Source organism: Motilibacter aurantiacus, from assembly GCF_011250645.1.
Taxonomy (GTDB): Bacteria; Actinomycetota; Actinomycetes; order Motilibacterales; family Motilibacteraceae; genus Motilibacter_A; species Motilibacter_A aurantiacus.
In genome coordinates this window covers 1-26,971 of the sequence record NZ_JAANNO010000020.1, presented here as the reverse complement: position 1 = coordinate 26,971, position 26,971 = coordinate 1, and the positions used below count along the sequence as shown (strand labels likewise).

Here is a 26,971-nt window from a genome sequence, read left to right as displayed (position 1 = left end):
CCGTCGGCCCTGCGTGGGCTGGTATTGGCCGCCGTGCTCGGAACCGGTGCCGTCGCTGTCCCGGCGACTGCCGCAGACGCCGGGGCCCCCCGCGCCTACACGGTCCTCAGTGACGTCCACACCGATGCCGTCGCCACGTTCTGGGACAACGGCCAGCTCGTCCTCGACACCAAGGCCGACACCCCCGCGTTGCGCACCCGCTACGACAACGACGACGTCTGGTTCCACGTCGACAACGACTCCCGCATCGCGTCCTGGCCGGGTGGGGCGTACGGTTTCGTCGCCCCCGCGGGCGCCACGGTCTGGCTGGCCCCGGAGGTCCAGGGGCAGGGCCGGCTCTGGCCCGGGTTCTCCACCGAGTCGGTCCCCGCCGGCACGCTGGACAACGACGACACCACTCTCACGCTCGCCGCCGTCGAGGGCCCGGGTGACGTCGAGCTCTGGCAGACCGGCACCTTCGGCGCCCCGTCCCGCCTGTGGTCCAGCGACGAGCCCGCCTACAGGAGCTTCACCCTCAAGAACGTCCACATGCACGCCAACTGGGCCTTCACCGCCCCCGGCACCTACCGGCTGAGCGTGCGCGCCGACGCCGCCGTCGGCGGCAGCCCCGTCTCGGCGACCGGCACGTACACCTTCGTCGTCGGCGACCTGCCCGCCAACCCTCCGTCCCCCGCGCCGACCAACCCGGCTCCGGCGCCTGCCCCCACGGTCCCCGCTCCTCCCACCGCCCCGGCCCCGACGACGCCCGCTCCCGGCACCACACCGACGCCGACCACACCGCCGGCGGCCACGCCGGAGCAGCCGGTGCGTCCGACCGTGCTGGCGCGGGCGCGGGTGACCGGTGCGGGCACCGTGGGCACGCGCGTGTCGTGCACAGCTCGCTTCCGCCATGCCTCGAGCGTCACCTACGCCTGGACGCGCAACGGCCGGTCGCTGCCCGCGCGGTCCGCGAGCCGGTTGCTCGCCAGAGCCGATCTCGGCAAGCGGGTGGCCTGCCGGGCAACGGCCGCATCCACCGGCGGCACCGTGACGTCGGCGAGTGCGGGGATGCTCGTGAAGCCGGCCGCGCTGCGGGCCCTGCGCTCGCCGGTCGCCGCAGGCGCCGCGATCGTGGGCCGGACGCTGCGCGCGACGCCCGGCCGCTGGTCACCCGTTCCGACGGCGCACAGCTACCGGTGGCTGCGAGACGGCCGCGCGATCGGCGGTGCGACCCGGTCGACCTACCGGCTCGTCCCGGCGGACCGGGGTCACCGGGTCTCGGTACGCGTGACGGTGACCCGCAAGGGCAGCAGCCCCGGCCAGGCCGTGTCCGCGGCACGGGCCGTCGCGTAGCCGTCCCGTCGTCACGGGGCCGTCGGACGCTCGTCCGTCGGCCTCTCGTCCGATTTCCGCGAAGGATCAGGCGCGTCCCCATGAAACGAGCGAGCCACCGGCCCTCGGCCAGCAGCCGCCCCCGGCCGGCAGCCGTGCTGGCGCTGCTCTGCGCCGTCCCCGTCGTGCTGTCCGGGTGCGTGTCGCGGCCACTGCTCGCCGCCGACTCCGGCCGACTGCAGGTCATCACCACGACCGGGATCCTGCGCGACCTGGTCTCGCACGTCGGCGGTGACGCCGTCGACGTCGTCTCCGTCGTTCCCGACTCGGGGGACCCGCACAGCTACGAGCCGACTCTCCGGGACGCCCGCAACACCGTCTATGCCGACGTCGCCTTCTCGAACTACGCGCTGCTCGAGGAGCACAACGTCATCAAGACGTTGGACGCGAACCTCGGCCCGGACGCGATCGAGGTCTCGCTGGCCGAGGAGGCCGTGAAGTACGCGGCCGAGTTGATCCCGCTCGTCGAGAACGTCAACCTCGACACCGTCTGGCTCGGCATGCGTGCCGAGGGACAGGGGCGCGAGCTGGGCGCCACGCGGGCCTCGGAGGTCCTGCTCAAGGCGACCGCGGCCACCGGGCCCGGCGACGTCTTCGCCTACCTCACCGGCTCCATCGGGGACACGGACGTCTACTTCGACTCCTCGGACGGTTTCGACGCGTCCGACGGCTACGCCAAGGACACGGCCACGCTGCCTGCCGACGCGCACACCCACCTGTCCTGGGCCTTCACCGAGCCCGGGGTCTACACGCTCACGCTGCAGGCGCAGCTGCAGGTGGACGACACGTCCCGGCCGGTCGACCTCGGCGAGCCCGCGACCTACACCTTCGCCGTCGGGGTCAACCCCGCCGAGGCGGGCGTCGCGGGGGCCGCGGTGCTCGGCGAGGGCCACGCAGACCTGACCGTCGACGTCGACCGCCGGGCCATGGGGGTGCAGTACGACCCGTCCGGTGGCGGGGAGCACGCCCAGCAGTGGCTGGCCGCCGACCGGGTCGTGATCGACGTCCCGAACAAGGCGATCACGGAGATCCCCGCGGGCCGCCAGTTCTCCTTCATCGGGCGCGCGGGCGACCGGGTCTACCAGCTCGCGCAGGCGGTGCTCGGCAAGCACGTCCACGGGGAGATCGACCCGCACCTGTGGCAGAACGTCCGCAACGCGATGGCCTACGTGAAGCTGATCCGCGACACCCTGACCCGCGCGGACCCGTCCCACGCCGCGGAGTTCCGCGCCAACGCGGAGGCCTATCTCGCCGAGCTCGAGCGCACGGACGACTACGTGCGGTCCACCATCGCGCGGATACCCGAGGCGAACCGCTACCTGGTGACGACGCACGACGCGTTCGGCTACCTCGCGGAGGCCTACGGCGTGGAGATCGCCGGCTTCGTCACACCGAACCCCGCGACCGAGCCCTCCCTGGCCGACCGGCGCAAGCTCAGCCAGACGCTGCGCAGCCTGCGGGTCAAGGCCGTGTTCCTGGAGCCGAACCTCCGGAGCCGCGCGTCCACCCTGACCGAGGTCGCCGGTGAGCAGGGCGTCCAGGTCTGCTCGATCTACGGCGACACGTTCGACGACCAGGCACGCCGTTACATCGACATGATGCGCTTCAACGCCGACTCGCTGCGGCGCTGCCTCAGCCCATGACCGGCCCCCGACGCGGCGCCGTGCCGCATCCCACGGAGAAGACGACGCCTGCGATGACTCCCACCCCCACCTTCGTCGCCCGGCGGGCGTACCCCGCCGCGGCCGCCCTGCTCCTCGCCCTCGTCGCGCTTCTCCGCGGGGGCAGCGCCTGGGCCGTTGACGTGGACGACCCCGGCCTGGAGCAGACGATCCCGCAGACGCAGGCCATCGTGCACGGCGAGCACGTGCTCGACTCCGGGCACGTCGACGTGGGCCCGCGGTTCGACGACGACGGGACGTGGCGCCTGATGATCCACGACGACGCCCGCCGGGCGGATCCCGGTGCACGCAGCGTGTGGCGCTTCCCCGACGAGACGGTGTTCCACGTCGTCGACGAGGCGAGGCTGACCGTCCCCGACGACCCCGCGTACGCGTTCCTCGGCGCCCAGCCCGGCAGCGGCGTGTGGGTCGTCCCGCAGACCCAGAACCAGGACGTGGTCTGGATGGGGTGGAACACTCAGGACCCCGACGTGATGAAGCGGATCGACCGCGGTGTCACGCTCACCCTCGACGGCGTGCAGGGACCGGGCAGGGCCACCGTCTACCTGCAGTCCGGCACTTTCGACGAGCCTCAGACGCTGTGGACGTCGACGAGGGCCGAGCCGCAGCCGTTCTGGGTCGACGTCAACACCCACACGCACGCCAACTGGGTCTTCACCGAGCCCGGGGTCTATCTCATGCAGGTCACGGCCTCGGCCGACATGCTCGACGGCACCACGGCGAGCGGCACCACGATGCTGCGCTTCGCCGTGGGCACGGACACGAGCCCCGACACGGCGCTCGCCGCCGCGTGGCAGGGGGAGGCTCCGCGGGCCGGAGCGAGCGCGACCGCGGTGGCCGAGCTCGCCGCGGCAGCGGGCGACGAGGCCGGTGGCCCGGGGACGGCGTACGTCGTCGCCGGCGTGCTGCTGGTCGCCGTCGTGCTCGCGGCCGTGGTGGCACTGGTCGTCGTCCGCGGCAGCCGGGCCAAGCGCAGCGTCTTGGACGCGCGGCTCGGCAGCGGCGCCGGCCGCGGCACGGGGCCGGCGTGAGCGCGGCGGTGGCCGCGGCTCCCGCGCTGTCGGTGGAGGACGTGTCGGTGGAGCTGGGCGGCAGGCTCGTGCTGCGGCAAGCCCGGCTCACCGTCGACAAGGGGGAGCTGGTCGGGCTGCTCGGACCCAACGGCGCCGGCAAGACGACCCTGCTGCGCACGGTGCTCGGGCTGCTGCGCCCGATCGGGGGACGGGTGGCTGTGGAGGGCCGGACGGCGAAGCCGGGGCGGACCGCCCTCGGCTACGTGCCCCAGCGGCACGAGTTCGCCTGGGAGTTCCCCATCTCGGTCGCGGACGTCGTGATGACCGGGCTCACGGGCCGGCTGGGGCTCCTGCGCCGGCCGGGCGCCGCCGAGTGGGAGGCGGTGGCGGACGCGCTGGAGCGCGTACGCATGAGCGACCTGGCCGACCGGCCCGTCGGCCAGCTGTCCGGGGGGCAGCGCCAACGGGTGCTCGTCGCGCGCGCGCTCGCGCTGCGACCGTCGCTGCTCCTGCTCGACGAGCCCTTCACGGGGCTGGACATGCCCACCCAGGACCTGCTGTCGGCGCTCTTCGTCGACCTGGCCCGCGAGGGGCGGGCCGTGCTCATGACCACGCACGACCTGCTGGGGGCGCTCGACGCGTGCGACCGCGTCGCCCTGCTCAACCGCAGCATCGTCGCGGTGGGCACTCCCGACCGGCTGGCGCTCGACCCGACCCCCTGGATGTCGGCGTTCGGCGTCGGCCCGGAGTCGGCCCTGCTCCGCGTCCTGAAAGCGACTGCCCGATGACCCCTGTCGAGTTCTTCACCGATCTCTTCAATCCTGAACTGTCCTTCCTCCCGAAGGCATTGGCCGTCGCCGTGATGTCCTCGGTCATCTGCGGCATCGTCGGCTGCTACGTCGTGCTGCGCGGCATGGCTTTCATCGGCGACGCCGTCGCCCATGCCGTCTTCCCCGGCCTCGCGGTGGCGTTCGTCCTCGGCGGCAGCCTGGTGATCGGGGGCACGGTCGCCGGGGTCCTCACCGCGGTCCTCGTGGCCGTGTTCTCGCAGAACCGGCGATTGAAGGAGGACTCCATCATCGGGATCTTCTTCGTCGCCGCGTTCGCCCTGGGCGTCGTCATCATCTCGAGGGCGCCGGGCTACGCCGGCTCCCTGCAGCAGTTCCTCTTCGGTTCCATCACCGGCATCCCGGACAGCGACCTCTACGTCGTGGGGATCACCGGGCTCGCAGTCCTCGCCGTGGTCTTCCTGCTGCACAAGGAGCTCGTCACGATCTCGCTGGACCGGGAGTCGGCACGGGCGCTCGGCGTGAAGGTCTTCTGGCTCGACCTCGTGCTCTACGTGCTGGTCACCCTCGCCGTCGTCATCAGCGTGCAGACCATCGGCAACATCCTCGTGCTGGCCCTGCTCATCACGCCCGCCTCGACCGCCCGGCTGCTCACCGACCGGCTGAGCATCATGATGGTGCTCGCGCCGCTCATCGGCGGCGTCTCGGCCCTGGTGGGGCTCTATGTCTCCTGGTCCTGGGACTTCCCGACCGGCGGCACGATCGTGCTCGTGCTCACGGCCGCCTTCCTGCTCGGATGGTTCCTCGGCCCGCGGCACGGCCTGGTCGGCCGGCTCCGCCGGGGGCGTACACCGCTCGTCGACGACCCGGGTGTGCTGGCGCCTGCTGACGGCGCTGCCGTGCTCGTCGGCGCGCACGCGGACGTGCCGGAGGCGGTGGACGGCGGTCGCGCCTGAGAGCTTCGCCGAGCAGGCCCCGGACCCCGGTCCGGTCCGTCCGTGGGGGCCGCGGCAGGCTGCTCGCCGGGGTGGCGTCCGGCGACCGGGTCGTGGGCCCCGGTGGGGACGGAGCGCGCCAGGCCGTGGTTCTCGACGGTCTGCCCCCCCGGCGGCCGCCCACGGCCGCTGCGTCCGTCAGCGGAGTGCCCGCCGTGGCGGCGACGTCGGCGGCAGTGACGTCGGCGGCGGTGACACGCCGGCCGGAACCGGCCAGCCGGGCGCGCCACCGCCACACCCGCAGCCGCAAGTCGCAGAAGCGGCCGATCCGGCCCGCCGGCCGGACGTGGCATCGGGAGCTTGCTCCTACTGCACCTGGACGGTGAGCACCTCGGTGTCGCTGACGTTCTTTCCGTTGACCAGCCTCGCGCTCATGGTGAAGGTGAGCCGGTAGGTGCCGCGCTTGGAGAAGGCCCAGTTGCCGTGGGCATGGGTGCCCAACGGGATCGCCACTCGGTCAGCCCTCGTGTCATCGCTGTCGAACAAGACCTGAGGCGCGCCGAACGCCCCGGTGGTGAAGAGCGCGAAGGCGCCGGGGCCGCGGACGCCGCGCAGGCTCCAGGTCACCGAGCCGCGCACGACGTTGCTCTTGATCTCCTCGGTGTTCCACCCCGGCCACAGCAGGTCCGAGCGCTGAGTTTGCGGGAGCATCCAGAGCGGGGCGCCTGCCGTGCCGAGGAAGCGGTAGCTCTTCGCCGACGGGACCGTGGTCTTCGCGGCCCCGAGGACGACATAGCGGGTCTTCGCGGGCTCGCGCCAGGTCACCCTGCCCGCGACCGTGCCGTCCTTGACGAGCATCTGCAGCTTGCCCCTGATGATGCGGGCGCCCAGGTCGACATGGCCCTTGCTCAGAGCCACGGTCGCCGTCGCAGCGGGAGCGGCGGCGGCAGGAGAGGCGAGCACACCGGGGGCGACGGTGCCGCTCACCAGCGACACTGCCATCAGGGTGGACAGGCTCAGCACCGTCGCCGTGCGCTTCGGCCGGGCCCGTCCTCGGTCAGCCGGAGCAACTGCTCGCGGGCGCGGCTCGGAGGGTGTGTCTCGATGAGCTCCGCGCGTCGCGTCCGCGCCGGACGGAAGCGGGGACGGTGGCTGGAGGCGCTGCGGGGCGTGCGTGGTCGTCAGAGGAGCCATGCTGCTCGACAGTACCGATTACGAGAATCATTGTCGAGAGCGCGCGAGAGTCGGACCGGCGGACGTAGGCCGCGCCGGCTGCTGTGGGTAGGGCGCGACGAGCGCCTGCAGGCGCCGCTCCTCGGTCATCACACCCCGCGCCGGGAGCCCTGCGCCCCGTGCCGGCCAGCCTGGGGCGCAGTCCCCGGTGGTGGCGCGCGATCAGCCCCGCGAGCTCACGTGGACACCGCGTCCTTCAGCGCGGTCGCCGGCTTGAACGCCGGCGCCTTGCTGGCGGCGATCTCCATCGGCTCACCCGTCCGGGGGTTGCGCCCCGACCGTGCGGCGCGCTCGCGGACCTCGAAGGTGCCGAAGCCGGGGATGGTCACCTTGTCACCCTCGGCCAGCGCGCGGGTGATGGCGCCCACGAGGGCGGAGAGAGCCGCCTCCGCGGCTGCGGACCCCAGGCCCGCGTCCCGCGAGATCGCGTCGACGAGTGTGCTCTTGTTCATCAGTTCTCCCTCTGTGGTGCCGGCGGTCGCCCCGATCAGCCACCGAGGGGCTCGGATCGGGGGTGCGAGGCGGTGACTCGGACGCGGAAGCGTCGCCCGGACGACCCCGGGGGCCGGGCCGGGCCTTCACGGTCCGAGCAGCCCGAGCGGCGGCACGCACCAGCCCCGCAGTCGCGTCCTGACAACCATTGTCATCCTAGCGGTGTCGCCGGTGCCGGTCCGGCTGGTCGCTCCCCGCTCGCGTCACGGGCGCCCGGCCCCGGAACCGCGGATGGGCCAGGGCCGTTGGACCAGTGGGCTCCCCGTGGGTCGCCCCGCCTGCGCCGTCCGGCCGGGGTCACTGAGGGGCCGGTCGGAGTAGCGGACGAGACATCGGACCGAGATATGCCCGTGATGTTCCGTCATCTGCAGAACCCCGGCCGGAGCATCTGTCGACACATGGAGGGTGACGCCCCTTCTGTCGCTTCCTAGGTTGAACCGCCCCTGTGTGCTCGTCGCAGGGGCGGGGCCGGCGCGCGCGACGCCTTCGCCTCGACGCAGCGACAGAAGGTGTGATGCGATGCCGAGCAGGAGAGCCCCCCGGGGGCTGCGGTCGATGCGCAGCGTGCGGGTCGTGGCGGTGGCCGCTGCGGCGGTCGCGGCCGGAGCCCTGGCGCTGCCGGGCCAGTCGGCGACGGCGGCCAGTGGCGTGGTCGGGCCGATCGACCCGCAGAACTGGGTCAACCCGGACGCCATGACGTGGGCGGACTACAAGCCGGTCCCCGACACCGACTGGGCGAACAAGCTCACCGGCGACGTCCGTACCTTCAAGGGCGCCGTCGTGCTCGTGGACTACCCGGACATGCCCTTCGCGGTCACCCAGCCGCCGAAGTCCACGATCTTCGGCAACCCGAGCCTGTTGGCGCACGACATCCCGCGGTCGCAGGTCGCCAAGTTCTACGAGGACTTCCTCAACAAGCCCCAGGACCTCAACCACCACGTGACGATCAACTCGTACTGGCAGGAGGACAGCAACGGCAAGTTCGGCGTCGACCTCGACGCCTTCGGGCCGTACCTGATGCCGTTCAAGTCCTACCAGTACGGCATCGACAACGGCTTCAACGCCGGTGCCTGCCCGGTCGGCGACGCCTGCAACAAGAACATGCGGACCGACGGGCAGGCCGCGTGGCTCGCCGACGTCGGGCAGTCCGTGATCGACCAGTACGACTTCACGTTCTACCTCGGCGCTGGGCAGGACGAGTCGAGCAGCTGGCAGGAGTTCGGCTCCATGCTGTTCGCGTCCCCGCAGGACGTCCCGGACGCCTGGGGCCCGCCGGCGCCGACCAACCCGGAGACCGTGCCCGGCAAGAACGCCGCGCGCACCCGCTACGTGCCGTGGACCTCGTGGAAGGCCGCGGCCACCATCTGGCCCAATGCCAACCTGCCCACCGCGACGCGCAAGGGGTCCTCGATCCAGGCCGAGAGCTCGGGCATGGGCACCTACGCGCACGAGTTCAGCCACATCCTGACGATCCTCGACAACTACAACAACCCGTTCGGCGGTGAGCGCGCCTACACCGGCCCGTGGAGCATGATGAGCCGTGGGTCGTTCCTCGGCCCGGGCGGCCCGCACAGCCGGTGGCAGATCCCGCCGGTGAACGGCGCATCGCTGGGCTCGCAGCACATGCTGCGTGACAAGATCAAGCTCGGGATCATCGACGAGGAGAACGTCCTCCGGGTCGACAGCGCGGCTCTCGCGAACTCCGGCGTCGTGGTGGCGAAGGTGCAGGCCCGTGCCGCCAAGCAGGACCCGGGCGAGCTGTCGGGCATCAACATCCGCATCGGCCGTGACGCGAGCCCCGTGTGCGGCGCGGTCACCTTCACCTGTGACGGCAACGGCCGCGGCAACAGCTTCTACCAGAACTACACGCTGGAGGTTGTCGACCGCATGGGCGACGACTCCTTCCAGGGCGACCACGGCGTGCTGATCAGCAAGACCAAGGACCAGGACAACGCCCCCTTCGTCTGGACGATCGACGCCAACCCGCAGGACATCAACCAGGTCGACTACTACGACGCCAACGGGCAGCCGCAGATGATGACGCGCGGCGACTTCCGGCAGCTGCTGGACGCCCCGTTCCACGCCGGCACCGACTCGGGCAGTGAGTACGAGTACGTGGACGAGGCCAACGGCCTGCACTTCTACGTCATCGACATCGAGCGCGACGCGAAGGGCATCCTCAGCTACACGCTCGCCGTCAAGTCGCTCAAGGGGGCCGGGGCCGTCCGGCGTGGCGTCGAGGTCCTCGGCAAGGGCGAGGCCGCCAGCGCTGCCGACATGACCGGCACGACCTGCTCGTTCACCATCGAGAACAGCGGCCGTACGCCGTCCGCCGCCGCGACGGCCGGGCACCCGGAGGACCTCAGCGCGCACCTCGACTCCGACGTCTACCGCCTGTCGGTGGCGACACGAGGTGAGGGCTGGAGCGCCTCGCTGCCCAACGCCCTCGCGACCGCGAAGGCCGGGGGGACGGCCGAGGTGCTGGTGAACGTCAAGGCCGCTCCCGGCGCCAAGCACCAGGGCGCGATCGTCCTCACCGCGACGTCCGAGTCCGACCCGACCAAGGTCGCGCACGCGGACTGCAAGGTGAAGTCGGTTCGCTGACAGCCCGTCCCCTGCTCGCCGGGTGACCGGCCGGCGAGCAGGAGCCCGGTCCCGGGGCCGTCCGTCCCATCGGACGGTCCCGGAGCCGTGCGATATTGACGTCTCGCTCCGCCCTTACTGATCTGTCGGGAGAACGCACACGTGCACGCAGGAAGCGCCCGGCGAGGAGGCGCGCTCACGCTGGTCGCGACGGCAGTGCTGCTCGTGAGCGGCTGTACGGACGGCGGCGACGACGCGCGCGCGGCGTCCTCCGCCACGCCGAGCGAGCAGCGGACCGTGCGGTTGCTCGTGCGTGACGCGAACATCCGCGAGGTGGGCGAGCCCTGCTCCGGTGCCGGGGGCTACCTCTACGTCCACCCCACGGCCCCGTTCGCGATCACGGACTCCGGTGGTTCGACCGTCACCTCGGGCACGATGCCCGCGGGCACGGCGCGCGCCGCGCTCGAGCAGGACCTCGGCGTGCAGCGCGTGCCGACCTTCTGCGAGTTCTCCGTCCCGGTCAGCGTGCCGGCCGGGGACGGCTACGCCCTCGTCCTCGACGAGGGGGACCCCATCCCCTTGACGGCGCAGGACGACGAGGTCGAGGGCAAGGTCCTGGTGGGGGTGCTGTGAGTCGTACGCGTGGGCTCTGGGGCCTTGCCGTGGTGGCCCTCGTGCTCGTCGTCGGCTTCGTCCTCCCGCTGCCGGGGCTGCCGGGCGGCTCCGACGGCTCCGACGGCTCCGACGAGGAGGCTGTCGGCGTGGCGGTCACCGGGCCGCCGGTGGCCGAGCCCTCCTTCGACGCGCCCGAGCCGGCGCCCACGCTGCCGCCCGGCGAGCGCATCGCGCCTCCCTTCGCCGGGCTGGACCTCGCCGGAACGTCGGTCAACGTGGCCTCCCGGTGGATGCAGCGGCCGATGGTCATCTCCTTCGTCACCTCCTGGTGCGTCCAGTGCCAGGAGCGGCAGGACGCGTTGAGCGAGCTCGCCCGCGCGTACGAGGGGAAGATCGACTTCGTCGGGGTGGCGACCCAGGACTCGCGCGAGGCGCTCGCGGAGTACGCGGCCCGGCACCGGGTCGACTACCCCATCGTCCTCGACGAGCCGGGCGAGGTCTGGCGCTCCTACGCCATCCGTGAGCCACCAGCCCTGGTGGTGGTCGGCCGTGGCGGCACGCTGCTGCGCGGCTGGCCCGGCGGCAAGGAGGCCACCGAGCTCACCGCGGAGCTGAAGAAGCTCGAGCTCGTGCCGTAGCCCCAATCCCTCCTGACAGCCCCCGTCGTCCCGGCCTGCCCGGGCCGGCGGGGGCTGTTCGCGTCGTTGCCCGATCTCCCGGTGCCGCTCCCGGTGCGCGGGCCATGGCCTAGGCTCCCGCACATGAAAACCGTTGCCACGGCAGGGATGGCCGTCGTCGCGGCCGCCCTGCTGCTCGCGGCCTGCGGTGGGAGCGACGAGGCGGCCCCCGTCGGCTCCTCCGCGTCGACGCCCACCGCAGCCGCGGGCCACCCCGTCACGCTCGCCGACGACTGCGGCCATGACGTGGTCGTCGACCGCGCCCCGCAGCGCGCGGTCGCGCTGGAGCAGGGCGCGACCGAGATGCTCCTCAGCCTGGGCCTGGCCGACCGGATGGCCGGGACGAGCTACCTCACCGACCCCGTCCTTCCCGCGCTGCAGGCCGAGTACGAGCAGGTGCCCGTGCTCGCGGCGCAGTACCCGGCGCCCGAGGCCTTGCGTGCCCAGGAACCGGACTTCCTGTACTCGATGCTCCCGTCCGCCTTCACCGCCGACGTCGCCGGCACCCGCGAAGAGCTCGCCGGGCTCGGCGTCCCGGCCTACGTCTCCCGGATGAACTGCGAGGACCCGAAGCAGAGTGCGCCCTTCAGCTTCGACGGCCTCTTCGCCGAGATGCGCGACCTCGCCGCCGCCTTCGACGTGCGCGACCGTGGCGAGCAGCTCGTCCGCGAGCAGCAGGAGAAGCTCGACGGGGCCGAGCAGGTAGCTGCCCGGGTCGAGGGCGAGCCGACCGTCGTCTGGTTCTACTCCACCTACAACGGCACCCCGATCGTGGCGGGGCCGGGCGGCGTGCCGGACGCGATCGGCGACCTGCTCGGCGCCCGCAACGCGTTCGACGACCTGGGCGGCACCTGGGCCGAGGCCTCGTGGGAGGAGATCGCCGACCGCGACCCCGACGTGATCGTGCTCGCGGACCTGTCGCGGGGCAAGCCCGGTGACAGCGCGGCCGACAAGCGGCGGCTGCTGGCCGAGGACCCGGTGGCGTCGCAGCTGACCGCGGTGCGGCAGGACCGGCTCGTCGCCCTGCCCGGCTCGGCCCTCGACGCCTCGGTGCGCAGCGCCGACGCCGTCGCACAGCTCGCATCCGCTATCGCAGACATGGGCTTTGGAGGTACGCAGTGAGCACCGTCCCCGCGCAGACCCGCGCCGAAGGCCCGGCCGCAGCGATGCTGCGCCGCTGGGACGACCAGCAGGCGGCGTACATCTCCCGGCGCGAGGAACGCTTCGCGATCATGCTCGACGTGGTCGAGGCCACCGTGCCCGCCGACGGGCTCGTCCTCGACCTGGCCTGCGGGCCGGGCTCGATCAGCGCAAGGGTCGCCCGGCGGTTCCCCCGCATGCGGTGCCTCGGCGTCGACTACGACCCGGCGCTGCTCACCCTCGCCCGCGCCTGGGCGGGGGAGGAGGGGCACGACGACCGGGTGCGCTTCGCGGACGCCGACCTCGTGGACCCCTCGTGGCTGTCGGTCCTGCAGGGCGAGGCGCCGCACGCCGTCCTCAGCTCCACCGCGCTGCACTGGCTCCCCGGTGCCGTGCTGGCGCGCCTCTACTCCGACCTCGGCGGAATCCTAGAGCAGGAATCGGTATTCCTGAACGCAGACCATCTGCGGGCACCCACGGGGCGGGAGCTGTTCACTGCTCTGGCGGCGGCCGACGACGAGCGGACCCAGGCGACGGCGCACGCCCGCGGTGTCGACACCTGGGACGACTGGTTCCGGGGGCTGGCCGATGACCCCGAGTACGCCACCGCGCTGGCCGAGCGGGAGAGCCGGTTCGCGGACCGTCCGCGCAACCCCGACCTCAGCCTGGGCTTCCACGTGGAGGCCCTGCGCGTCGCAGGGTTCCGCGAGGCCGGGCCGGTGTGGCAGCACTTCGATGACTACGTCGTCCTCGCTCGCCGCTGACCCGACGGTCCCGCTGGCGACCGGGCGCGTCCGCGGCCCGGGCGGCGCCGCCGCGCTCGTGTTCGGCGTCGGCCTGCTCCTGGTCTCCTGCGCGGGGGCCGTGTGCGTCGGGGCGGCCGACCTGACCGTGGAGCAGGTGGCGCGCTCCGTCGCGGCCCACCTCGGGCTCGGGACGAGCCCGCTCGCGCCGCTGCCGGACTCGGTCGTGTGGCAGCTGCGGCTGCCGCGGGTCCTCCTCGCGGCGGCGGTGGGTGCCGCGCTCGCGCTCTGCGGATGCGTGCTCCAGGCGCTGACCCGAAACGTGCTCGCCGACCCGTACCTGCTGGGCATCTCCTCGGGTGCCTCGACCGGGGCCGTGGCGGTCCTCGTGCTGGGCCTCGGTGCGGGGACGGTCGGCCTCGCCGGGGGAGCGTTCCTCGGCGGCCTGGCGGCGTTCGGGCTCGTGGTGCTCCTCGTGGGCTCGGGCGTCGGCACCTCGATCACGCGGGTCGTCCTGACCGGCGTGGCGGTCGGTCAGCTCTTCGCCGCCGTCAGCGCCTTGCTGCTCATGGCGAGCGGGGACGCGCAGACGGTGCGGGGGGTGACGTACTGGCTGCTCGGCTCGCTCTCGGGCGCCCGCTGGGGCTCGGTCGGGCTGGTCGCCGCGCTGGTCGCGGTCGGCGGGCTCGTCCTCTGGTCCCGAGCCGCGGCCCTGGACGCCTTCACCTTCGGCGCCGACGCCGCGGCCTCGCTCGGTGTCCGGGTCTCGCGCACCCGCTGGCTGCTGCTCGTGACGACTGCGCTCGTGACCGCGGGAGCGGTCGCCGTGTCGGGGGCGATCGCCTTCGTCGGGCTCGTGCTCCCGCACGCCGTGCGCCGCGTCGTCGGGGCGGCCCACGCCCGCCTGCTGCCCGCTTGCGCCCTGGCGGGCGCCGCCTTCCTGGTGTGGGCCGACGCGCTCGCCCGCTCGGCCTTCGCCCCCCAGGAGGTGCCCGTCGGGGTCGTCACCGCCCTCGTGGGCGCGCCGGCCTTCCTGCTCGTGCTGCGCAGCGTGGCCCGATGAGCGCGCTCGCCGTCGAGGCGCTCACCTGGTCCGCGCAGGCCCGGCGGATCGTCGAGGACGTCTCGCTGCGCGCGGAGCCGGGCTCGCTCGTCGGGCTGCTCGGCCCGAACGGCTCCGGGAAGTCCTCCCTGCTGCGCTGCATCGCCCAGCTGCGCCGGCCGGACGCCGGTCGGGTGGCGTACGACGGGCGTTCTGCCGACGCCTTCGACCGGCGCGCGCTCGCCCGGACGGTCGCTGTCGTCGACCAGGAGGCGAGCACGGAGGTGGACGTCCGGCTCCGCGACGTGGTGGCCCTGGGACGCGTGCCGCACCGGGACCGGTGGGGCGGGCTGACCGCGCGGGACGAGGCGGCCGTCGACCAGGCGATGGCACAGGTGAGGGTCGGCCACCTCGCCGACCGCCGGTGGAGCACCCTGTCGGGGGGCGAGCGGCAGCGGGCGCACCTCGCCCGGGGACTGGCCCAGGGGGCACGCTGCCTGCTGCTGGACGAGCCGACCAACCACCTGGACGTGCGCCACCAGCTCGAGCTCTTCGCACTGCTCGACGCGCTGCCGGTCACCACCGTCGCCGCGCTGCACGACCTGCCGCTCGCCGCGCGCTTCTGCGACCGTGTCGTGCTGCTCGAGAGCGGCCGGGTCGTCGCGGACGGCCCGCCGGCCGAGGCGCTCACCCCGACCCTGATCGAGCGGGTCTACGGCGTCCGTGTGTCCGTCGCACCGGCCGGTACCGCCGGGGGCACCGCCGGGCGGGCGGGGGTGGTGGTGACCTACCTCGGGCTGGCCTGAAGGCCCCCGGGCCCAACTGAATCCGATTGTCACGACCCCGTTTCGGCTGGGCATAACCCTCGCGGTGGCCCCTCCGGCTCTGTAGCGTGCCCGCGTGACCACTCAGGTGAGCGCGGCCACTGGCCCAGCCCCCGGCCCGGGGCGCCCGCGGCGACGGCTGCGGCTCGGCTCGGTGGAGGTCGTCGCCATCGGCGTGGTGCTCGTCGTCATCGGCCAGCGCTTCGTGGTGGACGCGATCGACGACGCCCCCGCCCTCGCGACGTGGGCCACCATCTTCGTCTCCATCTGCATCCAGGCGCTGCCGTTCCTGGTCCTGGGCGTGGTCCTCAGCGCGGCGCTCATGGCCTTCGTGCCACCGAGCGTCATCGCCCGGGCGCTGCCGCGCAGCCCCGCGCTCTCGGTGCCCATGGCGGGTGCTGCGGGCGCGGTGCTGCCGGGGTGCGAATGCGCGTCGGTCCCCGTGGCCGGCAGCCTGGTGGCCCGCGGAGTGGCCCCGGCCGCGGCGTTCGCCTTCCTGCTCGCGGCGCCCGCGATCAACCCGGTCGTCCTCGTGGCCACCGCGGTGGCCTTCCCCGGCAAGCCCGAGGTCGTCCTCGCCCGCCTGATCGCGTCGCTCGCCGCCGCGATCGTGATGGGGTGGCTGTGGGCCCGGTTCGGCAAGGCCGAGTGGCTCCGCCCGCCACGGAGGCCGTCGTCCGGCGAGGGCAAGCTCGCCGTCTTCCGCGACTCCGCCCAGCACGACCTGCTGCACGCCGGTGGCTTCCTCGTCGTCGGTGGCCTGCTCGCCGCCACGATGAACGTCGTGGTCCCGCGGTCCTGGCTCGATGCGGTGGCGGACCAGCCGGTCATCTCGGTGCTCGCGCTCGCGGGCCTGGCGGTCATCCTCGCCATCTGCTCGGAGGCCGACGCCTTCGTCGCGGCGAGCCTGTCGCAGTTCTCGATGACGTCGCGGCTGGCGTTCCTCGTCGTCGGCCCGATGGTCGACGTGAAGCTCATCGCCCTGCAGGCCGGCACGTTCGGCCGGTCCTTCGCGGTGCGCTTCGCACCGGTGACCTTCGTGGTCGCCGTGACCTCCGCCGTCCTCACCGCCTGGTGGCTGCTGTGAACCGCGAAGCGCAGAGCATCGTCGTCACCCTGCTCGGCGGTGCGCTGCTGCGCATCTCGCTGAGCGACCTCTTCATGCGCTACGTGAAGGAGGCGATGCAGCCGTTCCTCATCGCCTCGGCGATCGTCCTGCTCGTCATCGGGCTCTACCCGGTGGTCAGTGAGCTGCTGTGGCCGCGGCGGGCCGCGGCCGCACAGCCGGACGCCGGCGAGCTGAGCGCCGCCGGAGCCGGCGCCGAGACTCTCGTCGTGACCGGGAGCGACGGCCACGACGGGCACGGGCACGGCCACGAGCACGGCGGGCCGCGCATCGCCTGGCTGCTCCTGCTCCCCGTCCTGGCGATCTTCCTGGTCGCCCCGCCGGCCCTCGGCTCGTACGCCGCCTCGCGCGGCAGCGTGGCGGTCCCGGAGTCCACCGACAGCAATCTGGGCGCGCTCCCCGAAGGGGAGGTGGCGTTGTCCCTCGTGGACTACGCGAACCGGGCGGTGTGGGACGACGGCCGCACCCTGCAGGGGCGGACGGTCGAGCTGACCGGCTTCGTCACGCCGGCCACGGACGGCAAGTCCTGGTTCGTGACCCGGATGATGATGTCCTGCTGCGCCGCCGACGCCTCGGCCGTCCTCGTCGAGGTGCAGGGTGTGCCCGCCCCGGACAAGGACACCTGGGTGAGCGTCCGGGGCACCTACACCACCTATCCGGGGGCGAAGGAGGCAGGAGCCGCCGTCATCGCCGCCTCCTCCGTCGAGCAGGTGCGGCAGCCCGCGGACCCGTACGAGGGCTGAGGCCGGCGGCAGCGCCGCACGACGCGTCGAGACGGCCGGGCGGGCCGCTCCCCGGAGCCTTGCGCACGTCAGCCGGCGGCGGGCAGCGCGGCCCGCGCCGCCCGCTCGTGCCGCTGGCGCCGGCCGCGCAGGCCGGGGGCCGGAAGGTCGAGCTCCTCGGCCGGCACCGGCTTGCCGTAGTGGTAGCCCTGGACGAGGTCGCAGCCGAGCGCCGTCAGCGCGTCGCGCTGGGCCTCGGTCTCGACGCCTTCGGCGACGCTGACCAGGCCCATGGCACCGGCGAGGTGGACGCAGCTCGCGACGATCGCGCGGTCCCCGGAGTCCCACGTCATGCCCGCGACGAACGACCTGTCGATCTTCAGCTCGTCCACCGGGAAGCGCCGCAGGTAGGCGAGGCTGGCGTACCCCGTGCCGAAGTCGTCGACGGCGATCGAGGCGCCCAGCTCCTTGAAGGCGGTCAAGGTGGCCATCGCCGTCTCGGGGTCGCTCATCAGGGCCGTCTCGGTGATCTCCAGGACCAGCCGTCCGGCCGGTACGCCGTGGCGGGCGAGTGCGGTGGTCACCCAGTCGCGCAGGGCCGGGTCGGCCAGCTGCCGCGCCGACAGGTTCACCGAGACCTGCAGGTCGACGCCGAGGGCCTGCCAGCGAGCCGACTGCGCGACCGCCTCCTCCAGGACCCAGGCCCCGACCTCGCGGATCAGGCCCGACTCCTCGGCCACGGCGATGAACTCGCCCGGCGCGAGCAGGCCCCGGACCGGGTGGGCCCAGCGCACGAGCGCCTCCACCCCCGTCAGGCGCCCGTCGGCCAGCCGCACCCGCGGCTGGTAGTGCAGCCGTAGCTGCCCGTCGGTCACCGCGTGACGCAGCTGCTCGAGCAGCCGGAGCCGGTCCGCCGTCTCGTCGCGGGCCGCCGGGTCGTGCACCTCCCAGCCGCTTCGCCCGGTGGCCTTGGCCCGGTACATCGCCGCGTCGGCGCGCTGCAGCAGCGCGTCCGCGACGGCGGCGGGATCCGTGACGAGCGCGGCCGGCGCGGTGTCGTCGGTCAGCGCGATGCCCACGCTGGCCGAGACCACGACCTCCACCCCGCGGACGACGATCGGGTCGGCCAGCGTCGCCAGCAGGCGCTGGGCGAGAGCCTCGGCGTCCTCCGTGCGGGCGACCTGGTCCAGGACGACGAACTCGTCGCCGGCCAGGCGGGCCACGACCGCTCCCGTGCGTACCGCGCGTCGCAGCCGCTCGGCGACGCGGACCAGCAGCTCGTCGCCGCCGGCGTGGCCGGTGCTGTCGTTGACGGCCTTGAAGCCGTCGAGGTCGATGAAGAGCACGGCCGGGCGCGGGGACGGCGCTGCGGGCGCGGGCGCCGCCTCGTCCCTCAGCCGGCGCGCGCCGTGGTCGGCGAGCGCAGCGTGCAGCGCGGCGAGCAGCCCGGGGCGGTTGGCCAGGTCGGTCAGGGCGTCGTGGTGCACGAGGTGCTGCAGGCCCGCCTCGGCGCGGGCACGACGGGCTTCGGACGCCTCGGCCCGTCGCCGGGCGGCCAGCAGGTCCTCCTCGTAGCGGCGCCGTTCGGTGGCGCTGAACAACGCGACCGCGACGGTGGGCTCCCCGGCCGTGTCCTCGATGCGGTGGGCGGTCAGGAGCGCGGCCAGGCGGCGGCGGTCGGCGCCGACCAGCTGGACGACGACCTCCTCGACGCGCCCGGTCACCTCGAGCTTCGGCAGCGAGGAGGTGGTCCAGACGATGCGGTCGCCGACCGGGAGGAGGGCGGCCAGCGGCGTGCCCACGACGTCCTCGTGCCGGTGACCGCTCCAGGTCGTGAACGTCTCGTTGGCGTCGATGATCGTGGTCGCGGTGGCGTCGAGCACCAGGTGGGCGCACGGGGAGCGCTGCCACAGCAGCCGGTCGCCTCCGCTCGGCGAGGTCACGCTGCTCCGGCCTGCCGTGCGTCGTCCCGGCCGGCGAGGTGCGCGCGGATGGCGGCCGCCGTCTCCTCCGGAGCGCTGACGTGCGGGCAGTGGCCCGTGGCGGCGAGCCGGACCAGCTGGCCGCGAGGCAGGGTGGCGGCGACGGCGTCGCCCACCTCGACCGGGGCAAGCGCGTCGTGCCGGCACTGCAGGACCAGGGTGGGCAGGGCGACCTCCGGCAGCACGGCACGGCTGTCGGTGAGGAACAGCGTCCGCGCAAAGGTCCTCGCCGCGTCGGGGTGCGTGCCGACGAAGCCCCGCTCGAGCTCGGCAGCGAGCTCGGGGGCTTCCGGGTTGCCCATGACCACAGGAGCCATGGCCGCCGACCAGGCGTAGTAGTTGCTGTCCAAGGACTCCAGCAGCTCCTGGACGTCCTCGAGGGAGAAGCCGCCGGTGTAGCCCGTGGCGGGGTCGTCGACGTAGCGCGGGGAGGGGGCGATCAGCACCAGCCCGGACAGCCGGCTGTCGTCGGCGGCGGCCGCGAGGACGGCCACCATCGCGCTGACCGAGTGGCCGACCAGGGTCACGTCGCGCAGGTCGAGCGCAGCGCAGATGTCCAGGACGTCCTCGGCGTACCCGTCGAGCCGGCCGTGGCGCTCGTGGTCGAAGGCGGCCAGGTCCGAGCGCCCCGAGCCCAGGTGGTCGAAGAGGACCACGCGATGGTCGGGGAAGTGCGGGACGAGACGGCGCCAGGCGTCCTGGCCGGCGCCGAAGCCGTGGGCCAGCAGCAGGACCGGCCCGTCCGGGTTCCCGGCCTCGGTCACGGCGTGGCGCGCCAGGACCGCGGCGGGGTCGCGCGGGACGGGCCGCGGCGCGGGCACCACGGCAGGGACGAGCGCGGCGGGGGCCACTCCGTCGAGCGACACGTCGTCGTTCACAGCGGTCACTACGTCCTCGATCGTGGGCAGGGCTGCGGCGGCTCGAGTCGCCGTCCGGCGTCCTCCTTCACCCAGTCGGCAGATCTGCCGCCGGCTGAAGGCGTTGCCCGCCACATCTTCGCGGCGCCCGCTGCCGACCGCCCTTCAGGGCGAGGTCAGGGCGGCGTGGGCCCGGAGCAGCAGGTGGAGCCGGCCGGCGCGGCTGCCTGCCGGTCCACGCGGGTGAGGACGCCGGGATGGCAGCAGGCGCAGGCCACGTCGGGCCCGGCGCCGCGGCCGGCGACGGGCGGGTCGCCAGCGCAGCACGCGTCCCCGCGCCACGCGTCCACGCCTTCCTTGACAGCGACGGCCGCGATGACCAGGCCCGCCAGCGGGTCCGCCCAGCCCCACCCCACGGTCGCGTTCAGCACCAGGCCGGCGAGCAGCACGGCGGACAGATAGGTGCAGAGCATGGTCTGGGTCGAGTCCGCCAGCACCGTCCTGGACGACAGCGCTCGTCCCGTGCTGCGCTTGGCCCACGTCAGCGCCGGCATCACCACGAGCGAGGCGGCCGCCAGGGCGATGCCGACGGGTGAGGCGTCGGGGTCCGCGGAGCCGGTGAGCGCCCGGGCGGAGTCGTAGCCGACGTACGCCGCCAGCGCGAAGAAGGCGACGGCGATGACACGGAGCGCCCGTCGCTCGCGCTGCTCGGCCAGCGTCCCCCCTCGGGCGAACTGCCACATCACGGCGATCGCGGAGAGGACCTCGACGGCGGAGTCCAGGCCGAAGGAGACGAGGGCGACCGAGCCGGCCGCCGACCCCGCGGCGACCGCGACCAGCCCCTCCACGGTGTTGTAGCCGATGGTCGCCCAGGCCAGGAGCGAAGCGCGGCGGCGCAGGCGGGCCAGCCTGGCCTCGCCCCCGGCCGCCCTCTCGACGGCCACGCGGGTCTCCGTCACGAGCACTCCCCGGTCTCGTCGCGCTCGCAGCCCTGCGCCGGGAGGACGACGCCGAGCAGGTCCTCGAGCGCGTGTCCCAGCCGCCGTTCGGCCAACTCGTACCGGGTGCGCCGGCCTTCCGGCGTGGCGACGACGAGGCCGCAGCCGCGCAGGCAGGCGAGGTGGTTCGACACGCTCTGCCGGGAGACCTCGAGGAGCTCGGCGAGCTCGGCGGGGTAGGCGGGTGCCTCCCGCAGCGCGAGCAGCACCCTGGCCCTGGTGGGATCGGAGAGCGCGTGCCCGAACCGTGCGAGGGCCTGCCCGTGGTCGAGAACGCTCGGCACGGGGGGACCATACATCGGCCGATGTATCCAGCGACAGGTGTGCTGCAGCAGCGCTGGGCCGGACGCGAGGCGGCCGGGCCCTCAGCGGCGGCTCTCCTCGCCCGCCGCCTCCTGCCAGCTGCTCGACCGCAGCAGTCGCAGGCCGTTGAGCGCGACGATCACGGTCGACCCCTCGTGCCCGGCGACGCCGAGGGGGAGAGGAAGGTGTCCGACGAGGTCCCACGTCGAGAGCGCCACGATGAACGTCCCGGCGATGACGAGGTTGGCCACCACCACCCGGCGGGCTCGCCGTGACAGTGCGACGACGGCCGGCAGTGTCGAGAGGTCGTCCCGGACGATCACGGCGTCCGCGGTCTGGAGGGCAAGGTCCGATCCGTGCCGCCCCATGGCGACGCCGACGTCCGCCGTCGCCAGCGCGGGGGCGTCGTTGATGCCGTCGCCGACGAACATGGCCGTCGCACCGGCGGACTGCGCCTCGCGCAGGTGCTCGGCCTTGTGGGCCGGCAGCAGCCGGGCGTGGACCGAGGTGATGCCCGCGGCCTCCGCCACCGCTCGCGCGGGCAGCGCGGCGTCCCCGGTGAGCAGGACCGGAGGGCGGCCGGTCGTGCCGGCGAGGCGCCCGACCGTGGCCCGAGCCTCGTTCCGCAGCCGGTCGGCGACCGCGATGACGGCCAGCGGCACGCCGTCGACGACGAGGTGCAGCGCCGTCTGCCCGTGGCTCTCCACCTGCGCGGCTGCCGCCGTCGCGGCGTCGCGGACGGCCCTGGGCGCACCGTGTGCGAGCACCGCAGCGCTGCCGACCGTGACGTCGTGCCCGTCGACCACGGCCCGGACACCCTGCCCCGGGGTGGCACGGAAGCCCGTCGCCTCCGGCAGCCCGATCCCGCGCTCGTCGGCGGCCCGGGCCACGGCGCGGGCGAGGGGGTGCTCGCTGGAGCGCTCCGCCGCGGCGGCCAGCCGCAGCAGGGCGTTCTCCGACAGCCCGCTCGGAGCGAGCGGACGGACCGCCACGACGCGCGGGGTCCCCTCCGTCAGGGTGCCGGTCTTGTCGAAGGCGACGAGGTCGACGGTGCCGATCCGCTCCATGACCGGGGCAGACTTGACCAGCAGCCCGTGGCGGCCGGCGTTCGCGATGGCCGCGAGCAGCGGCGGCATGGTCGCCAGGACCACGGCGCAGGGGGACGCCACGATCATGAAGGTCATGGCGCGCAGCAGTGTCGGCTGGAACGCCGCTCCGAGCGCCAGTGGCACGGTGAGCAGGGCCAGCGTCACCAGCACCATGGCCACCGAGTAGCGCTGCTCGACCTTCTCGATGAACAGCTGCGCCGTGGCCTTTGTCGCGGACGCCTCCTCGACCAGGGCCACGATGCGGGCCACGGCGGAGTCGGCGGCCTCGCGGGTCACCCGGACCGTGAGCGCGCCCGTGCCGTTCAGGGTCCCGGCGAACACGTGGCTCGCCGGCTGCTTGAGGGCCGGCAGCGGCTCGCCGGTGATGCCCGCCTCGTCGACCTCGCTGACCCCCTCGTCCACGAGGCCGTCGGCGGCGACACGCTCGCCGGGGCGTACGAGAACGCGGTCGCCCACGGCGAGCGAGGCCGCCTCCACGAGCTCTTCCCCGCCCTCGGGACGCAGCCGGGTGGCGGTCTCCGGGGCGAGCGTGAGCAGCGCGCGTACGGAGTCGGCCGTGCGGGCGGTCGCCACGGCCTCGAGCGCGCCGGAGGTGGCGAAGATGACGATCAGCAGCGCCCCGTCGAGGACCTGCCCGATGGAGGCCGCCAGCACGGCGGCGACCACCATCAGCAGGTCGACGTCGAGCGTCCCTGCGCGCAAGGCGCGTCCTCCGGCCACCGCGGGCTCCCAGCCCCCGGCGGCGTAGCACGCGAGGTACAGCAGCCACCACACCGCGGGCGGTGCGCCGGCCAGCTGCGCCAGGCCGCCGGCGGCGAACAGCGCGGTCGCTGCGAGCGCCCACCGCGCCTCCGGCAGGCCCACCGCTTGCCGCGCCCACCCGGCCCGTGCCACCGCCGGCTGCGGCCCGGCCGCGTTCCCGGCAGTGGCGATAGCCGTGGTCATGCGGTGGCCCGGGCTGTCTGCGTCACCGGGAGGGCCCGGTCGACCGGTTGCATGCATGGCAGCGTATCTGCACACTCATGAAGGTACGCAGGCTGTCGCCCGGCTCGCTACGATGCCCTTCGTGCACAGCTCCCTTCCGGACTTCTCCATGCCGCACGAGGAGCAGGCGCACCTGGCGGCCGAGTCGTTCCGGCTTCTGGCCGACCCCACCCGCATCAAGATCCTCTGGGCGCTGCTGCAGGGCGAGTCGTCGGTCACGTGCCTCGGGGAGCTGGTGGGGGCCAGCCCGACCGTCGTCTCCCAGCACCTGGCGAAGCTGCGGCTGGCGGGGCTGGTCAAGGGTCGGCGTGAAGGCACGTTCGTCTATTACAAGGCGGCCGACGTGCACGTCCGCCGCCTGCTCGCTGAGGCGCTCTTCCACGCCGAGCTGGCCGAGCAGGACCAGCCGGGCGAGCGGGACGGGCGCCCGGCCGGGCGCGGCCTCGACGAGCCGGCGGCTCACCCCCACTAGGGCGAGGGCCGCGCCCGCCTCCTCGGTGGTAGGCCCGCGGCGACGGTCCGGCACTCCCAATGCCGGTGCGGCGTCGTTCGAGAAAGCTGCGCCCGGGAACCGGGAGGCGACGGCCGCGGGAAAGCTCCCGGCTCCGGCTGAAGCACTACTCGCGACGGAGCGCCGACCGCCCACGCGGCCGGCGCTCCGCCCCGCGCTCGCCGTGGGAGGTCGGACGTGACGCGCCGGGCTACTCGAGCAGGCCCAGCTGGTACGCCTTCACGAGCCGGCGGGGCACCAGCTGCTGCTCGCCGCGGACGACGACCGGCACCAGGTCGGGAGGGGTCGCCTTCCACTGTGCGCGGCGGCTACGGGTGTTGCTGCGGGACATGCGGCGCTTCGGAACGGCCATCGGGGCTCCTTCGTGGGTCGGTCGTCACCAGCTGGACTTCGTGATGCCGGGCAGCTCGCCCCGGTGGGCCATCTCGCGGAACCGGACCCGTGACAGCCCGAACCGGCGCAGATGGCCCCGAGGGCGGCCGTCGACGGTGTCGCGGTTGCGCAGGCGGGTGGGGCTGGCGTCGCGGGGCTGGCGACGGAGCTCGGCGAGCGCGCTCGCCCGGTCTTCCTCGCTGCTCGCCGGCGACCGGAGGGTCTCCTTGAGCTCGGCTCGGCGAGCGGCGTGGCGCGCCACCACCTCCCGGCGCTGCTGGTCCCGGGCGATCTTGCTCCGCTTGGCCATCAGACGCGCTCCCCGCGGGCGAGGATCTCGCCGACGACCGCGTCGATGCCGCGGCGGTCGATGGTCTTGATGCCCTTGGTGCTCACCCGGAGGGACACCTTCCGCCCGAGGCTCGGTACCCAGTAGGTCTTGCGCTGGATGTTGGGGTCGAAGCGGCGCTTCGACCGACGGTGGGAGTGCGAGATCGTGTTCCCGAATCCGGGTTCACGTCCCGTCACCTGGCAGTGGGCCGACATCAGGCTCCTCCTCTGGTCGTTGGCTCGGCTGCGTGCTCAGAGACGTGCCCAGTGCTCCCCGGGACGCGCGCTCACGGTGCGCCTGGCCGGCAGTGGCGGGCGGTCGCGCCAGCGGGCAGGGCTCCTCCTGCGCAGCAGCCGGGGAGCGCCGGGGTCCCGGCGCGGGGGGACTGTCATGACGACAGTGTAGGACAACGACAACCGTTGTCATCTAAGCTCTGCCCGACAGCCCCCTCACGCAGGAACTCCTGCTCCTGCTCGTATCCCACCCCCGTTCATCAACGACATGCCGCTGCTGCTGCGGCGGAAGGGAGACCCATGCACGTCAAACGACGATCCCGGGCTCTGCTCGGCATGACCGGCCTACTGGCGGTGCTCGCGTCGGCGCTGCCGGCGACGGCGTCGGCCGCGGAGGCCGCCCCGCCGGAGAGCCAGGCCAAGCGGGTGCTCTCGAAGGTGCACACCGACGCCATCGCCGTCTTCTCGGAGGCGGGCCAGCTCGTGCTCGGCACCAAGGCGGACGTCGACGGCGTCTTCGGCAAGCGGCTGGACCCCTCCTCGACGATCTTCAACGTCGAGGAGGAGACCCGGCTGCAGGTCCCGGACAGCGCGCAGTTCGCCTTCCTCGGGGCGGCCGGCTCGGACGTGTGGATCGCGCCCGAGACGAACCCCGGCGGCACCGTGCTCTGGCCGGGCTTCAACACCGAGGGTGTCCCGAGCGGCGTGCTCGACGGCAACCGCGTCCAGATCAACCTGACCGGCGTGACCGGCCCGGGCACGGTGAACCTCTTCCAGACCCCCTTCACCGGGCCGCGCCGGCTCCTGTCCAGCCAGGGCGACACCCACCGCTCGTACGCCCTCTCCGCCGGCCAGCACGTCCACGCCAACTGGGCCTTCTCGGCGCGGGGGACGTACGTGCTGACCGTGACCGCGAGCGGGACCGTCGGTGGGGCGCCGGTCTCCTCGGCGCCGGTCGACTACACGTTCCACGTCGGTGCCCTCGACCCGGCGGCCGCGACGACGACGACGCTGTCGGCCAGCTCGTCCGCCGTGACCGCCGGGAGCCCGGTGACGCTCACGGCGGCCGTGTCCCCCGCTGCCGCCACCGGTTGGGTGGAGTTCTTCGACGGCAGCAGCAGCCTCGGGCACACCGCCGTCACGAACGGCGCCGCGACGCTGACCACGTCGGCGCTGCCGCTCGGGGCGAGGTCGCTCACCGCGACGTACACGCCCACCTGGAGCAACGAGTTCTCGTCCTCGACGTCGGCGGCGACGACCGTGACGGTCAGGAACGCCGACACCGGCGTGCTGGTCGTCGAGGGCGTCAAGGCCTCGTACGCGGCGGGTGAGACGCTGCGTGCACGGGCCGCCGGCATCACGCCGGCCGAGGGCCAGAGCTTCCGCTGGATCATCGAGCCGGTCTCCGGCGGCACGAGCTACGTGATGTCCGACGTCGGCGAGGCGCCCTACGCCGAGCTCGTGCGCGAGCTGACCACGTCCTACGACGGGTGGCGACTCGTCGTGGAGCTGCGGGAAGGCAACCGGACGCTGCAGGAGTCGGCCGCCGTCCCGCTCGTGGTGTCCGGCCCGAACGTCGGCTCCGGCGCGCCGCTGACGCTCGCCGGGCTGTCCGGCTCGTACCTCGAGGGCGAGTGGGCCGAGCTGACGGCCACGCACGCTGCGCTGCAGGCGGGCCAGGCCTACCGCTGGGTCATGCGCAACCCGCGTACCTCGGCGGTGTGGGAGCCGACGAGCACGTGGTACGGCGACAGCATCACGGGCGCCAACCCCTTCAACGTCTACGTCCAGGACTTCGGCTGGGTCGAGCTCGCGCTGCAGATCGTCGCGGCGGACGGGAGCGTGGTCGCCCAGTCCGCGCCGTTCACCCCGACGGTGAAGGAGCGTGAGCTCCTGCTCTCGGGCAAGCAGACGGTCTACCGCGTGGGGCAGCCCATCCGGCTGAACGCCGAGCTCTACCCCGCGAACGACACGTTCCGGTGGCAGTGGTCGCTGCTGAAGCCCGGGGGGACGGAGCTCGAGGTCATCGAAGGGGCGACGTCGTCGACCCTCGACCTGACCGCGGACATGGCGCTCGACAAGGCCCAGGTCTTCGTCTCCGTCCGCGAGCCCCGTAGCGGGCTGTGGGTCCGGTCCCTGTCGACGACCCTCGCGGTCACGGACGCGGCGCCGTCTGACCCGGTGCTCTTCTTCACCGCCCTGTCGGGTCACTACCACCAGGGTGGGACGGTCCGGTTCACGTTGAACGCGGAGCCGGGGCTGGGTGCTGGTGAGTCGGTGCGGTGGTGGTGGAAGCGCGCGGATC

26 protein-coding genes are annotated in these 26,971 nt (G+C 73.6%); 16 read left to right on the top strand and 10 right to left on the bottom strand.

Translation table 11 applies throughout. The features are described 5' to 3' along the window. Nucleotides 1–33 precede the first annotated feature (33 nt). From G9H72_RS19880 to G9H72_RS19860, 5 genes are all read left to right on the top strand, one after another. Nucleotides 34–1,332, top strand: coding sequence for a choice-of-anchor M domain-containing protein (locus tag G9H72_RS19880; protein WP_166174409.1), 1,299 nt, complete (start codon nucleotides 34–36; stop codon nucleotides 1,330–1,332). 80 nt (nucleotides 1,333–1,412) lie between these two features. Next, a complete protein-coding gene (locus tag G9H72_RS19875; protein ID WP_166174407.1) occupies nucleotides 1,413–3,014 on the top strand; it encodes an anchored repeat ABC transporter, substrate-binding protein in 1,602 nt (533 codons plus the stop codon). A gap of 53 nt (nucleotides 3,015–3,067) precedes the next feature. Then, nucleotides 3,068–4,084, top strand: coding sequence for a choice-of-anchor M domain-containing protein (locus G9H72_RS19870; protein ID WP_166174405.1), 1,017 nt, complete (start codon nucleotides 3,068–3,070; stop codon nucleotides 4,082–4,084). 47 nt (nucleotides 4,085–4,131) lie between these two features. Beyond that, nucleotides 4,132–4,854 carry an anchored repeat-type ABC transporter ATP-binding subunit gene (locus G9H72_RS19865; RefSeq protein ID WP_166174446.1) on the top strand — a complete coding sequence of 241 codons (723 nt, stop codon included), beginning with the start codon at nucleotides 4,132–4,134 and terminating at the stop codon, nucleotides 4,852–4,854. Continuing rightward, the gene (locus G9H72_RS19860) at nucleotides 4,851–5,810 is read left to right on the top strand and encodes an anchored repeat-type ABC transporter permease subunit (protein ID WP_166174403.1); all 960 of its coding nucleotides are present in this window, start codon (nucleotides 4,851–4,853) and stop codon (nucleotides 5,808–5,810) included. The genes G9H72_RS19865 and G9H72_RS19860 overlap by 4 nt, the downstream gene beginning before the upstream one ends. Before the next feature lie 345 nt (nucleotides 5,811–6,155). Here G9H72_RS19860 and G9H72_RS19855 read toward each other — a convergent pair whose 3' ends face one another. Further along, entirely contained in the window at nucleotides 6,156–6,785 is a 630-nt protein-coding gene (locus tag G9H72_RS19855) for a choice-of-anchor M domain-containing protein (RefSeq protein ID WP_166174401.1), read from the bottom strand. Nucleotides 6,786–7,198: 413 nt separating this feature from the next. Next, nucleotides 7,199–7,474, bottom strand: a complete 276-nt coding sequence (locus G9H72_RS19850; protein ID WP_166174399.1) for an HU family DNA-binding protein — start codon at nucleotides 7,472–7,474, stop codon at nucleotides 7,199–7,201. Nucleotides 7,475–8,033: 559 nt separating this feature from the next. Between G9H72_RS19850 and G9H72_RS19845 the strand changes: the two genes are divergently transcribed. The 9 genes from G9H72_RS19845 to G9H72_RS19805 all read left to right on the top strand — a co-directional run bounded on the left by G9H72_RS19845 (nucleotide 8,034) and on the right by G9H72_RS19805 (nucleotide 17,007). Further along, nucleotides 8,034–10,118, top strand: coding sequence for a M6 family metalloprotease domain-containing protein (locus tag G9H72_RS19845; protein ID WP_231127564.1), 2,085 nt, complete (start codon nucleotides 8,034–8,036; stop codon nucleotides 10,116–10,118). Nucleotides 10,119–10,259: 141 nt separating this feature from the next. Next, nucleotides 10,260–10,730 carry a hypothetical protein gene (locus tag G9H72_RS19840; protein WP_166174397.1) on the top strand — a complete coding sequence of 157 codons (471 nt, stop codon included), beginning with the start codon at nucleotides 10,260–10,262 and terminating at the stop codon, nucleotides 10,728–10,730. Continuing rightward, nucleotides 10,727–11,350: a TlpA family protein disulfide reductase gene (locus G9H72_RS22065; RefSeq protein ID WP_166174395.1), complete on the top strand. Its 624-nt coding sequence runs from the start codon at nucleotides 10,727–10,729 to the stop codon at nucleotides 11,348–11,350. The genes G9H72_RS19840 and G9H72_RS22065 overlap by 4 nt, the downstream gene beginning before the upstream one ends. 123 nt (nucleotides 11,351–11,473) lie before the next feature. Continuing rightward, entirely contained in the window at nucleotides 11,474–12,511 is a 1,038-nt protein-coding gene (locus G9H72_RS19830) for an ABC transporter substrate-binding protein (RefSeq protein WP_166174393.1), read from the top strand. Next, on the top strand, nucleotides 12,508–13,293 hold the full coding sequence (locus G9H72_RS19825) for a class I SAM-dependent methyltransferase (RefSeq protein ID WP_331272446.1): 786 nt from the start codon (nucleotides 12,508–12,510) through the stop codon (nucleotides 13,291–13,293). Before G9H72_RS19830 ends, G9H72_RS19825 begins: the two co-directional genes overlap by 4 nt. Further along, complete coding sequence (locus G9H72_RS19820) at nucleotides 13,265–14,335, top strand: FecCD family ABC transporter permease (RefSeq protein ID WP_166174391.1); 1,071 nt, start codon at nucleotides 13,265–13,267, stop codon at nucleotides 14,333–14,335. Before G9H72_RS19825 ends, G9H72_RS19820 begins: the two co-directional genes overlap by 29 nt. Further along, on the top strand, nucleotides 14,332–15,120 hold the full coding sequence (locus G9H72_RS19815; RefSeq protein WP_166174389.1) for an ABC transporter ATP-binding protein: 789 nt from the start codon (nucleotides 14,332–14,334) through the stop codon (nucleotides 15,118–15,120). Before G9H72_RS19820 ends, G9H72_RS19815 begins: the two co-directional genes overlap by 4 nt. 94 nt (nucleotides 15,121–15,214) lie before the next feature. Further along, nucleotides 15,215–16,225, top strand: a complete 1,011-nt coding sequence (locus G9H72_RS19810; RefSeq protein ID WP_166174387.1) for a permease — start codon at nucleotides 15,215–15,217, stop codon at nucleotides 16,223–16,225. Continuing rightward, nucleotides 16,222–17,007, top strand: a complete 786-nt coding sequence (locus G9H72_RS19805; RefSeq protein WP_331272445.1) for a TIGR03943 family putative permease subunit — start codon at nucleotides 16,222–16,224, stop codon at nucleotides 17,005–17,007. The genes G9H72_RS19810 and G9H72_RS19805 overlap by 4 nt, the downstream gene beginning before the upstream one ends. A gap of 68 nt (nucleotides 17,008–17,075) precedes the next feature. Here the strand turns inward: G9H72_RS19805 and G9H72_RS19800 are convergent, their stop codons facing one another. The 5 genes from G9H72_RS19800 to G9H72_RS19780 all read right to left on the bottom strand — a co-directional run bounded on the left by G9H72_RS19800 (nucleotide 17,076) and on the right by G9H72_RS19780 (nucleotide 23,180). Then, nucleotides 17,076–18,929, bottom strand: a complete 1,854-nt coding sequence (locus tag G9H72_RS19800) for a putative bifunctional diguanylate cyclase/phosphodiesterase (protein WP_331272444.1) — start codon at nucleotides 18,927–18,929, stop codon at nucleotides 17,076–17,078. Then, complete coding sequence (locus G9H72_RS19795; protein WP_407939614.1) at nucleotides 18,926–19,789, bottom strand: alpha/beta fold hydrolase; 864 nt, start codon at nucleotides 19,787–19,789, stop codon at nucleotides 18,926–18,928. The genes G9H72_RS19800 and G9H72_RS19795 overlap by 4 nt, the downstream gene beginning before the upstream one ends. 212 nt (nucleotides 19,790–20,001) lie before the next feature. Beyond that, nucleotides 20,002–20,784: a cation transporter gene (locus tag G9H72_RS19790; RefSeq protein ID WP_331272442.1), complete on the bottom strand. Its 783-nt coding sequence runs from the start codon at nucleotides 20,782–20,784 to the stop codon at nucleotides 20,002–20,004. Then, on the bottom strand, nucleotides 20,781–21,107 hold the full coding sequence (locus G9H72_RS19785; RefSeq protein WP_331272441.1) for an ArsR/SmtB family transcription factor: 327 nt from the start codon (nucleotides 21,105–21,107) through the stop codon (nucleotides 20,781–20,783). Before G9H72_RS19785 ends, G9H72_RS19790 begins: the two co-directional genes overlap by 4 nt. 81 nt (nucleotides 21,108–21,188) lie before the next feature. After that, nucleotides 21,189–23,180, bottom strand: coding sequence for a heavy metal translocating P-type ATPase (locus tag G9H72_RS19780; protein WP_166174383.1), 1,992 nt, complete (start codon nucleotides 23,178–23,180; stop codon nucleotides 21,189–21,191). A 121-nt stretch (nucleotides 23,181–23,301) separates the two neighbouring features. On the opposite strand from G9H72_RS19780, the gene G9H72_RS19775 reads away from it, so the two are divergent. Next, nucleotides 23,302–23,691, top strand: coding sequence for an ArsR/SmtB family transcription factor (locus tag G9H72_RS19775; protein WP_166174381.1), 390 nt, complete (start codon nucleotides 23,302–23,304; stop codon nucleotides 23,689–23,691). 229 nt (nucleotides 23,692–23,920) lie between these two features. Here the strand turns inward: G9H72_RS19775 and rpmF are convergent, their stop codons facing one another. Genes rpmF through rpmB form a run of 3 tightly spaced genes read right to left on the bottom strand, consistent with a single transcriptional unit; the run spans nucleotide 23,921 to nucleotide 24,648 of the window. After that, entirely contained in the window at nucleotides 23,921–24,082 is a 162-nt protein-coding gene (gene rpmF / locus G9H72_RS19770) for a 50S ribosomal protein L32 (RefSeq protein WP_166174379.1), read from the bottom strand. Between the two features lie 24 nt (nucleotides 24,083–24,106). Continuing rightward, complete coding sequence (gene rpsN, locus G9H72_RS19765; protein ID WP_166174377.1) at nucleotides 24,107–24,412, bottom strand: 30S ribosomal protein S14; 306 nt, start codon at nucleotides 24,410–24,412, stop codon at nucleotides 24,107–24,109. Beyond that, a complete protein-coding gene (gene rpmB / locus G9H72_RS19760; RefSeq protein ID WP_166174375.1) occupies nucleotides 24,412–24,648 on the bottom strand; it encodes a 50S ribosomal protein L28 in 237 nt (78 codons plus the stop codon). The genes rpsN and rpmB overlap by 1 nt, the downstream gene beginning before the upstream one ends. A gap of 354 nt (nucleotides 24,649–25,002) precedes the next feature. Here rpmB and G9H72_RS19755 point away from each other — a divergent pair. Further along, nucleotides 25,003–26,971, top strand: a 1,969-nt coding sequence (locus tag G9H72_RS19755; protein WP_196791440.1) for a choice-of-anchor M domain-containing protein, incomplete at its 3' end; no start/stop codon positions are given.